Consider the following 12,352-nt stretch of genomic DNA (forward strand, 5'->3'; position numbering starts at 1 on the left):
ATCATTACACCACTACTTAAGAAATAACTGCTAAACCATGCCCTTTTGTTATAAAATACATTGAAAAATTTAAAATCATTGGTTCATAGGATGGCTTAGGAACATTACTAACTTTTTCTATAACCCCTAAAGCAGAATCAATTTTTAACAAGTATCCACTATCATTTAACACCCATATTTTATTACCTGTTAAAATAGGTGAAAACCACTTATTCGGCTTCCTAAACCCAGAATTTTTTCTTACCTTATTTAATAAGTTACACTTCCACATAATAGTTTTATTTTTAACATTAAATGCAACTAATATGTTATCTCTAGTAATAATAAAAATATTACTATTAATTATTGGAGAAACAACCTTAACATTCAACTTTTCTACCCAATTAACTTGCCCAGAAAGTACATTAATACTCACTAAATCATGATCATAATTTACAATAAAAAGTTCATCTCCCTCAGTGATTGGTGTAATTGAAATATCATCGACAAGACTAAAGCTCTCTTTATTCAACACTAAATCCCATAGTTTATCTCCATTATAAGAATTCAAAGCTATAACGTTACCATTAGGTAATAATAACGTTAAAATATCATTTTTAACATTAAAAGCTGGAGATAATGAACTCATTTTTTTTATATCTGATAAAGCACCTTGATAGGACCATAAGAATTGTCCATCACTAACATTAAAAATAAATAAGTAATTATCCACTGTTAATACAGCAACATTTTTTCCATTATTAATTACAACAGGATTTCCATCAACAATATTTCTTAAAACTTGCTTCCACATTATCTTTGAAGTACTAACATCCACACCATAAAGCACATTATCTACTATACATAATATAATTCCTTGAGGATATAATAACTTATCAAAAGCATATGATAGCCCCCCTCCATATATTTTTTGTGAATTTGTTAAACTGACATTCCATAAAATATCATTTGGGTTTTTACCATTTAGATAATATAATTTACCTGTATTTTCTAAAATAACAATCCCATTACTAGTAGCAATACTAGAAGCAATTTTTTTACCATTTAGTAAAAATGTTTTTACCTTATTAAAATTAAAACTTAGGTTTAAATGCTCAGGTTTTCCAACGGCTAAAGAAGAAATATCTTTCTCTAATTGCAATGATGAATTCATTTTACCAACTTCCCTGCAAAATGCATCATTGAATATGAAATATAAAAACATAAAAAATAATATTGCTAAGAACCGCATCTTTGCTACAATAAAAAACTCAATTCATAATACTTAACTAACTTATTTGAATAAATCAACTAATTATTAAATAAAAAAAAGCTTCGCTATAAATTCAATAGCATTATTTATAACATCTCACATCATTAATAATGATAATTGCTTAATATTTAAGGAACGTAAACTATTTTATTTACTTGATAAAGGCACAAGTATACACCACCACGTAGATTTAAATTAAATACATTATATAACAATAAAATATATTAAAGTTTTTATTGTAAATATTGCTATATATTTTAATTAATCATAAACTATAATCAATTATTTATATAACCTTTAATAAGAAAAACTTACCAACAGTATAAAGAACTATTTATATATTTCTTTGAAAAAAAAACATCTTACGCTTGCATAACTTCATCCTAAAATGAATAATGTGTACAATTTATTGTACTAAATCAATCTTAATAAAATTAGCAACTTAATAACCATTGAATACTATAAAATATTAGAAATTTGATAAAAAATTAATTTTTAACCTACAATTTATCACTAGCATTATATCATTTTTTGTATATATAAATACTTATACATCCTTCACTACCTTCCTATATTTTTATATTAAATTAGAAATGTTATTTCCATATTAATATTAATAAAAAAATTATTATTTTGTTCTACTAAAGCATATAATAAATAACTAGTATATTGTTCTAATTAATAATAAATTATATGCAATGTAATGTAATAAATAATTTCTTAAGTATTACAATGCTATAAACAAATGTATAATACATAACTAAGGTGCATAAAATATTATACAATACAGTAAAATTTACTATAGATAAAAAATATTTACTCTATAAACTCTTACATGATATAAATAATCATATACTCAAATCAGTAAATAATTATGGTAAGTAATAGCGTGGTTTTATGTATATTGGATGGTTGGGGTAATGGAAACAATAACAAATACGATGCTATTGGCACCACTAATAAGCCGTGCTGGGACTATATTACTTCACAATATCCTAAAAGCAATTTAATAACAAGTGGTATAGATGTCGGGTTACCAAAAGGACAAATTGGAAATTCAGAAGTTGGACATATAAATTTAGGTAGCGGTAGAATTGTATTACAAGACTTACATAGAATTAACACTGAAATACATAACATTGCACAAAATAGTAGCTTACTATCATTTATACAAAAAATTCAAAGTAAAAAAGGTGCTTGCCATATTATCGGGCTATTGTCTGATGGAGGTGTACATTCCTTACAAAGCCACATGCTAACCCTCATAACAATACTTACAAAATCATACGTAAAAATATTTATACACGCATTTTTAGATGGAAGAGATACTCCTCCATCCTCAGCAAAAAAATATATTAACATATTAAATGAGCATATTTGCAAATATAATAATGTATATATTGCTACTATTAGCGGCCGTTATTATGCAATGGACAGAGATAATCGTATTGACAGAACAGAAAAAGTCTATAATGCTATAGCTTTTTCTGAAGGCAAAAAATATAATAATGCAATATTAGCAATAGATAGCCACTATGCATCTGGAATCACAGATGAATTCATATTACCATCAATCATAGGTGATTACTGTGGTCTTAATCATAATGATGGCATATTAATAACAAATTTTCGTAGCGATAGAGTAATACAAATAATCAACATGATCACAAATAGTATTAAACCTCGCAAGCACATTCATATAGATAATATCTTAGGTATGATAGAATACTCAAAAAATATTAATATTCCTTGTTTATTTCCTAAATACAACATAAAAAATACTCTAGGGGAAATAATATCAAATCATAACTTATTTCAGCTAAGACTTGCTGAAACTGAAAAATTTGCACATGTAACTTTCTTCTTTAATGGCGGTAGAGAAGAATTTTTTAAAAATGAAGAAAGAATTATTATTCCATCACCACAAGTACCAACATATGATTTGAAACCAGAAATGTCTGCATACGAAGTCACAGATCATTTAATAAGTAATATTCACTTAAAAAAATACTCTCTTATTATAGTAAATTATGCAAATGCTGACATGTTAGGACATACTGGAAATATTGAAGCAACAAGAAAAGCGGTTGCTTCTGTTGATAAGTGCTTGGGTAAAGTATTAGAATCTGTTAAAAATAATAACTATATATTAGTTATCACTGCCGATCATGGAAATGCAGAAAAGATGTTTGACGTAAAAAATAAAATGCCGTATACAGCACATACTACCAATAGTGTACCATTTATAATATGCAATTATAATAAAAAAATTGCTTTAAAAGACGGTAGATTATGTGATGTATCTCCTACCATACTAGAATTATTACAAATTAAGCAACCACTAGAAATGACAGGAAAATCTTTAATACAAGAAATATAAATGTATATTACCTACATAAAAGATTCTTAAAAAGTTTCGTTTTGATCTCCATTGCACATGTTTCCTATTAGCAATACGCTAACATCATGTTACCAATTGCCTAGCACATAACTAAATACCTTAAAAATATTTAAATAACCCTATTTTTAGTTAATACATTTACATATAATTGAGTATACATACTACACAAATATATAAATCTATTGTAGATTACTTAGTATTATGAATGTATGGGTTATGATTTTTTTTAAATATAATTTTTATAGGTACTTCATAAAAAAAGGATTGTGCTAAGCTATTCTTTAAATATTTTTGGTAAGTAACATCTATGACTCCCATATTTGTTGATACTACAAACACCAATGGCATCACGCTAATTTGTGTAATATATTTTAATTTAACTTGTTTTCCTTTATACAAAGGCGGAGAATGGTGGTTTATTGCTATAGATAACCATTTATTAAGATCTGCAGTATTAATACGTTTAGTAAGACTACTATAAAGATTTAAACATTTATCAAGTATTTTATTACAATTAATATTTTTAAGAGCAGAAATTTCTATAATTGGAACTTTAAAATCAATTTTATTACTTTGTTGAATAATATTTTTTAATCTTTCTCTTTCTACTTTTGTATCAATTAAATCCAATTTATTTAATGCTACAATAAGTCCTTTGCCTTTACGTATAGCTATTTCAGCAATCGATAAATCTTGTTGACTAATTCCAAAAACAAAATCAACTATTAAAATTACAATATCTGATTTTGCAATTGACGATATAGATAACTTATTAGAAAAAGTTTCTATACTCTCTACTACTTTTGATTTTCTACGCATTCCAGCAGTATCAACTAATGTAAATCTTCTACCTTTATAATCATAATCTACATCTATAGAATCACGAGTAGTACCTGCTTCACTATCTGTAATTAACCTATTATCATTTAAAAAAGTATTTATTAAAGTTGATTTACCAACATTTGGCTGACCGACTATAGAAACTTTTATAGTGTTAACTCTTTCACCTTCAAAGTCACTTTCTTCACATAATGAAGTCAAAGCATCATATAAATCTGCCATACCTAAACCATGTTCAGCTGATATATACACTGGACCAATAAAATTCAAATATTCTAAATAGTCTACTGGATAACAGTTTTTATTACTTTCACACTTATTAGCAATCAGTATTATAGGCTTACTTGTTAACTTTCGTAACCACTTTGCAAAAATTGTAACTTTTTCATCAAAATTTACCCTAGAATCAACGACAAAAAATATAACATTAGCAGACTCTACTGCTAATTTAACTTGTTCAATAATTAAGTGCGATAATTTAATACTGCCATTAACTCCACCCGTATCAATAATTTTAAACCTTAACCCACATAAGTCAACATAGCTTTCCCTTCTATCCCTTGTTACATTGGGAATATTGCTCACTATAGCAAGCTTTTTACCAACTAATCTATTAAATAAAGTTGATTTACCAGCGTTTGGTAATCCAACAATTGCTATTTCTAACATCAATTTTTATAATACAATTATGTATTATATATTAATAAATACTTTTGTTACATATTATTTTTTTTAATGATACATAATAAAGAAAGAAAATTGTATTTACAAAATATATACTGATCTTATTACTATCTTAAGTATATAAAACACATTACAAACCAAATATTGCTCTTAAGATAATTAGTACATAAACTATAAACTTATTATTTACATATATCATAAAGTATATTACAGAATAAATACTATGACTAAAAGTTGATTACTTAGTATTATAATGCATAAGTTACGATTTTTTTTTAATACATTAAATTTTATAGGTACTTCATAAAAAGATTGTGCTAAGCTATCATCTAAATATTTTTAATAAGTTACATCTATTACTTCCATATTTGTTGATACTACAAAGACCAATGGCATTATGCTAATTTGTGTGATATGTTAATTATTATAATTTCGCATATTGCTCAACTTTACCATGCATATATATAATAACATATATAAATTATGCCTTTAAATCATTATAATAAGTAAATATATAATAGATTTAAAAGTATTACACTAGTATAATTCTTATATCTAGAATATTAATGATGTTTATATGATGCAAAATTATCGCAATGCTGTGCTAGTATTATCTGACGGAAGATACTTTTGTGGTCAATCAATAGGGGTACAAAATGATACTATTGGGGAAGTATGCTTTACTACTGGAATTACTGGATATCAGCATACAATAACTGATCCATCATTCACAGATCAAATTATTACATTTACATTTCCTCATATTGGTAATGTAGGTATTAATCATATAGATAATGAATATAGTACAATATTAGCAAAAGGAATCATTGTGAGAGAGATATCAGAACACTCTCACATAACATCTTACATTAATTTAAATTCATGGATGAAAATTAATAATCTTACTGGAATATCTGGAATTGATACCAGAGCTTTAACTATACACATACGCAACCACGGATCACAAAATGGCATAATACATCACTTTAATGATATTAACTTATTAAATATAAAAGAATTACAACAAACAGCAAAAAACGCTATTACTAAAATAGAACAATCCTTAGTATACAATAACTACAACGAGTCACTAAGTATAAAAAACTTGCACAATGTATCAGTAATAGATTTTGGAGTAAAAAATAAGATATTATCGCATTTAGAAAAACTAAATTGTAAATTAAAGGTAGTAGCTGCTGTAGGAGACTTTGCTAATAAAGTACTATCATCATCTCCTCAAGGTATAGTCATATCAAATGGTCCAGGAGATCCTGCTGATATTCCACAAAATATTATTAAGCAAATCAATATTTTAATAAAATCTAATATACCAATTCTAGGAATATGCTTAGGACACCAATTACTTGCTATAGCTTCAGGGGCAAAAACAAAAAAAATGCTATACGGACATAGAGGAACTAACCATCCAGTTTACAATATAGAAGATAATCGTATTGAAATTACAAGTCAAAATCATGGATTTGCTGTTGATAAAACAAGTCTTCCAAATAATATAAAAATTACACATATCTCATTATTTGATGAAACAATAGCAGGAATGAAATTCACTGATTATCCAGTATTTTCAGTACAATATCACCCTGAAGGTGCACCAGGCCCGTATGATTCATATTATATCTTTCATAAATTCATAAATATGCTAAAAGCCAATTCTAAAAATAATGTAACACCTATAAAATACAACTAAATCAACATTATCTAGATATTAAATATAAATCAATTCTTATAACTTACATAACTTAAAGAAATAACCTGTTTATATTAAACGTCAATACTTGCTTTTTATAATAGCATAAAATACAAGTTGAGCTTTATTCTTCAACTTCTAGCCAATATCAAAGCATGATACAATTATCAGATAATTGTACTAAATCAATCTTAATATGTGTAATATGTGAAAGTAACTATATACTTATTATAGTATTAATAAGTGATAAAAAAAATATTACATATTACAAGATCAATATTTACATTTATTAAAAGTAAATATATAAGTAACAATTTTACTTTCATATACGCTACGTACATTAAAAATCATTCACATGTTTAAGACAAATTTACTACAATATTATTATGTTTAAAATAAATACAAAGTCACCTTTTGCAGTTTAGCTTATAATTACTGTTTGCATAAATTCATAAAATTAACCTGTGACTTCTATTACAATCATTATAATAATTTCAAGTAAGAAAATTTTTGATTAACAAGTATAAAACATTAAAATACTCTTAGGCAATAAAATATTGTACTATACAATCAAGGTTTCATGCACTAAATATAATTGAATCAAATAATACTTATCTAATAAACACGATATTTAGTTTTATGCATATAAATAACAAAAACCATCACATAGAAATAATTTTATCTCAACCTATGGGATTCTGTGCTGGAGTAAGAAGAGCCATTGAAATTGTAGAATTAGTTATTAACCACTATAAGGATACTAAAAAGATTTATGTATTGCATGAAATTGTGCACAATTCTTTTATAGTAAATAATTTCAAAAAACAAGGAGTAATATTTATCGATACAATAGATCAAGTCGAACAAGACTCAATACTAATTTTTAGTGCTCACGGAGTATCAAGGAAAACTATAGAAGAAGTAAAACAAAAAAGAATCCATGTTATAAACGCAACCTGTCCTTTAGTAACAAAAGTGCACTTAGAAGTACAAAAATATGACAAAGAAGGTTATAAAGTTATATTAATTGGAAATAAAGGGCACCGTGAAGTTGAGGGTACTAGCGGACAAATAAGCAATCATGTAACAATCGTACAAAATGTTCAAGATGTACATAATATACAAATAACAGACCCTAATGTCGCATATGTTACTCAAACAACTCTTAGTATAGACGATACTAAATCTATTATTGAAGCATTAAAACAAAAATTTCCAACCATTAAGGGACCCAATTTAAAAGATATATGCTATGCTACCCAAAACAGACAAAATGCAGTAAGGTATTTATCTCAAAATGTTGATCTTATGATAATAATAGGAAGTCAAAACAGTTCAAATTCAAATCGTTTATTAGATTTAGCAAAATCTTACAATGTAAAGTCATTTTTAATAGATTCGTACAATAATATAGATTTAGATTGGTTTCAGCACGTCAAAAAAATTGGCATTACCGCAGGAGCTTCTGCACCAGATGTTCTTATTAAGCAAGTGATTAATTATCTTAAATTAAACTTTCACATTAAAGTATCAACAATGGGTGGCATACAAGAAAATATCATTTTTAAGTTACCAAAAAACATACATCCTTAATCTAACACAATGTTCTTTTTTTGTTATTCATAGCTTGTTATATATGGTCACATCGCATCAACTGAATCTAATACATTCAAAAATAACAATTAATAAATTTAAAGCTATCGCCACAATAAATAATTTCATATACTATCTTATAATTTACAAAGAACTAAGTAACAAATATACATTACATTTACTTTATTATAAAACTATAGCATTGAAATTAATTTATATTCACCTTATAACTCTAGTTATATATATTATTACATAAACTCAATAGCTAAAACATAACTACAAATGTTACCAAAAAATTCCTAAATATTGTTCATATCTTATACAAGACTCTAACACTTCATTTTATATAAAAATATAAATGCCATCATAAAAAAAAATATATATATCTACTAACTTAAGAATAAATACTCTTTCTTTCTATTTAAAAACTATTATAACATCATCTATCGTTTTAATAGCATATTATGTACTAGACATTTTACTTAATATTTTTTATGCTTCTTCACTTTATTGACTCAGTACATTAAGTATAATATAATAGCTTACATTAAAAACAAAACAACGGTACTCTTATTAACAAGATCAAAATAAAAATTATTAAGTTAAATAATAAATGTACATTGCCCTTGCCTTCTTATGCAACAGAGTATAGTGCTGGTGTTGATTTATATGCCGCAATTAAGCAGCCTATAACACTCAGCCCAGGCCAAAGAGCATGTATTAATACTGGTATAGCAATTGAAGTTCCTAGCGGATATGAGGCACAAATTAGACCAAGATCAGGGTTATCATTAAAATTTGGTATTACTATTCTAAATACACCTGGTACAATAGACGCGGATTATCGCGGAGAAATAATGGTTATATTAATTAATCTTAGCGATACAGAATATACAATAAATCACATGGATAGAATTGCACAAATGGTAATATCTCCTGTTATGCATGTAACTTGGGAACAAGTTGATAACTTTGACAGCAATACTAATCGTGGTAGTAATGGATTCGGTTCTACAGGTATATAACTATAAAAAATAATGCCTACCAATTTATAGTACACTGTAAACTTGAACACAGCATAGTAAAGTTTAGTTTATAGTATATACTTTTATCACTATAACGATAGATATATTATGATTGCATATTTCAGTTATAAATGAATTATTAAAACTATGAAATCCTTAGCTGCTAGATAATAGATCTTTTGTATATTAAATTGTGACTATGTAATCCCTCTATGTTATAACAGTGGTATTTATTAAAAATAAACTTATACACCTATTCAATCAGTTTCCATAATTCGAAGAAGTAAAAGATATATGTTGATAATGTTAGAAATAAAGTTACAAAATATCATCAGTTGCCACCTTAGTAAAAAAAGCTTTACAGCATAAGCGTTATTATGTGTAGCAAGTAATAATGTTATAAGAATGCTTTCACTACTAACAATACCATAAAAAGAAATAGACGAGGCTATTAATATTTAAAAACAGTGTTAATAAATATTGATTTGTAAAACTATGAGCATCTATAGTTCTTTTATAAAGAGATGTTATAATTTGTTATTATAGTTAACAAAATTAAATACTTTAAATAAGCTAACTTCTGTTATTTGTAGTTGAATACAAAAATTATTATCACATATAGCAGTAAATATATCTCATTAGATAAGAAATTAATATAAATCATTATAGCATAGCATGTAAAAACCTCTCATTTATTACATAACGTCAGTTATTTTACATAAAAAAATATATAACTATCTTAATTAACACTGGCAAACAATATAATGCATTACATAATAGTTAGGAATTTCTTGAAATTAAAACTGAATACTTATTTAGTACCTATATTGACAAAATTTTAAAATCAATAGAGATTTAACCAAATAAGAGAATTAACGTTAAAATACAACTATATTAACGTATTTCTTAACACATTAATATAGCTAAAATATATAAACTACTACTTTATAAAAAGACCCACTTTTACACAATATATAGATTAAGATAACCACATATTTATGTAACTTATTATAGATTAGCAATACTTGAAATCTCCAATAGATATTGGACAACTACAGACAACTTTGTATTCGCAGATCCTTTAATTAGAACAGCGTTACCCTCACCAATAATAAGTAATACTTTTCTCATAAGTGCTTTATAATCATGAAAGTGTATACCTTTGATATTTGCAGGTAAAATATCATGTAAATATTGCATATAAAAACCAACTGTATAGACAACATCAACCTTGCTATTAATAATAGAATCTATCAATCCTTTATGATACATCACACTATACTTACCAAGTTCTAGCATATCACCTAAAATTGCAATTTTTTTAGTAATACCATTCAATTTATATAAATTGTGCAGTGCAGCAATCATAGAAGCAGGATTCGCATTATATGCATCATCAATTAAAATAAAGTTTTTTCCTTGTAGATTAAGAGAATGCGCCCTTCCTCTTCCATTAATAGGAAGAAAATTGCTCAGTGCACTATACATATTATAGACATCTAATTTTAGACTATTAACTACCGCTATTACAATTAGTATTGAATATAAAAAACGCAACATGCACTCTTGTACAATACACTTAATTATATTGCCATTACAATTAATAACAACTTCTTTAAGCCCTTTATTAAAATCTTTAATCGTATATAAAAATACATTTGCATTTTTATTTTTGCCAAAACTTACTATATTAAAATTTTTGCAATGTTGAATTGCAGCACTATATAATTTACTATAATAATTATCATCATAGTTCAAAATAACAATACCATTGCTCTTCGTATGATAAAATATCTCAGATTTTGCAACTGCAATATCATCAACAGAAGAAAATGCTGCTAAATGTGCAGGTGAAATATGAGTAATAATTGAAATATCAGGATTTGTAATTTTAGATAATAAGTTAATTTCTCCAAAATTACTCATACCCATTTCTAAAATAATAAATTCACTATTATAAGGAGCATTTAGTGCACATAACGGCATACCTATATGATTATTAAAATTACCTTTATCACTATATGTATTACCATAGTGCGATAATGCTTGCTGTAACATACACTTTGTTGTAGTCTTACCAAAACTTCCGGTAATCGCTATAATCTTAGCATCCAAATTTTTTAAATAAAAAGATGCCATATCGTGTAAAGCTTTCAACACATCATGTACTATTATTAGTGAATAGTTGGTATCATAGATTATATATTTACAGTCTACAATTGCTGCAACAGCACCTTTGTAAAAAGCTTCATGAACAAAATCATGTCCATTAAAATTTTTACCTCTTATAGCAACAAATATATCTCCAGGTTTTAAAGTTCTAGTATCAATTGAAATTTTCCCTTTACAAACCCACCCGTTACCTATAGCTTTACCATTAACTGCACTTATAATATTTTCATTATCCCAATAAAACATAAACCACTTAATGTCAATGCTACCAATAAAAAAGTATAATACACAAATAAACTAATATTTATATATTATATATCTTAATCATAAGATACTTTTTTCACGTACCTTTACTTAATTATTATCACAAATAATGACTATTTAACTTATCAACTGATGTTAGAGTTACTAAGAAGTCTTTATTAAATGTAAAAGAATAATTTATTAGTTAAATTAATTAAGGACATTTAATGTTAATATAGTAAAATTGAAGTAATCTAGTCAATTATCATACAATTATGCTAACTGTAGAAATCAATATAAATTTGGTACAAAAACAAAAAATATCATATGATAACTATGTTAAAGATCACAATTCTTATATAAAACAGTTTTACACATATTGAAAGATATATCACCAGAAATTAAGATATATAAATTACACAGATTTTGTAATA

General features: G+C 25.9%; 7 protein-coding genes. 4 read left to right on the forward strand and 3 right to left on the reverse strand.

The genetic code is table 11. From position 1 onward, the window contains the following. Positions 1–16: 16 nt before the first annotated feature. Entirely contained in the window at positions 17–1,204 is a 1,188-nt protein-coding gene (locus NLO413_RS01510; RefSeq protein ID WP_198138891.1) for a PQQ-binding-like beta-propeller repeat protein, read from the reverse strand. Between the two features lie 922 nt (positions 1,205–2,126). On the opposite strand from NLO413_RS01510, the gene gpmI reads away from it, so the two are divergent. Further along, on the forward strand, positions 2,127–3,632 hold the full coding sequence (gene gpmI / locus NLO413_RS01515; protein WP_045808789.1) for a 2,3-bisphosphoglycerate-independent phosphoglycerate mutase: 1,506 nt from the start codon (positions 2,127–2,129) through the stop codon (positions 3,630–3,632). A gap of 210 nt (positions 3,633–3,842) precedes the next feature. Here gpmI and der read toward each other — a convergent pair whose 3' ends face one another. Then, positions 3,843–5,162, reverse strand: a complete 1,320-nt coding sequence (gene der, locus NLO413_RS01520) for a ribosome biogenesis GTPase Der (protein ID WP_045808790.1) — start codon at positions 5,160–5,162, stop codon at positions 3,843–3,845. A gap of 592 nt (positions 5,163–5,754) precedes the next feature. Here der and carA point away from each other — a divergent pair. From carA to dut, 3 genes are all read left to right on the forward strand, one after another. Beyond that, positions 5,755–6,885 (forward strand): glutamine-hydrolyzing carbamoyl-phosphate synthase small subunit, encoded by a 1,131-nt coding sequence (gene carA, locus NLO413_RS01525; protein WP_045808791.1) that lies wholly within the window; start codon positions 5,755–5,757, stop codon positions 6,883–6,885. A gap of 666 nt (positions 6,886–7,551) precedes the next feature. After that, the gene (gene ispH, locus NLO413_RS01530) at positions 7,552–8,478 is read left to right on the forward strand and encodes a 4-hydroxy-3-methylbut-2-enyl diphosphate reductase (RefSeq protein ID WP_045809345.1); all 927 of its coding nucleotides are present in this window, start codon (positions 7,552–7,554) and stop codon (positions 8,476–8,478) included. Positions 8,479–9,059: 581 nt separating this feature from the next. Next, the gene (gene dut, locus NLO413_RS01535; protein WP_045808792.1) at positions 9,060–9,503 is read left to right on the forward strand and encodes a dUTP diphosphatase; all 444 of its coding nucleotides are present in this window, start codon (positions 9,060–9,062) and stop codon (positions 9,501–9,503) included. 1,008 nt (positions 9,504–10,511) lie between these two features. On the opposite strand, the gene NLO413_RS01540 is transcribed toward dut, so the two are convergent. Further along, entirely contained in the window at positions 10,512–11,921 is a 1,410-nt protein-coding gene (locus NLO413_RS01540; protein WP_045808793.1) for a UDP-N-acetylmuramoyl-tripeptide--D-alanyl-D-alanine ligase, read from the reverse strand. Positions 11,922–12,352 lie beyond the last annotated feature (431 nt).

Origin of the sequence: Candidatus Neoehrlichia procyonis str. RAC413 (assembly GCF_000964795.1) — a bacterium.
GTDB lineage: Bacteria > Pseudomonadota > Alphaproteobacteria > Rickettsiales > Anaplasmataceae > Neoehrlichia > Neoehrlichia procyonis.

Coding starts and splice junctions, on each gene's coding strand:
- NLO413_RS01510 (WP_198138891.1), bottom strand. CDS start 1,204: ATGTTTTTATATTTCATATTCAATGATGCATTTTGCAGGGAAGTTGGT.
- gpmI (WP_045808789.1), top strand. CDS start 2,127: ATGGTAAGTAATAGCGTGGTTTTATGTATATTGGATGGTTGGGGTAAT.
- der (WP_045808790.1), bottom strand. CDS start 5,162: ATGTTAGAAATAGCAATTGTTGGATTACCAAACGCTGGTAAATCAACT.
- carA (WP_045808791.1), top strand. CDS start 5,755: ATGATGCAAAATTATCGCAATGCTGTGCTAGTATTATCTGACGGAAGA.
- NLO413_RS01540 (WP_045808793.1), bottom strand. CDS start 11,921: ATGTTTTATTGGGATAATGAAAATATTATAAGTGCAGTTAATGGTAAA.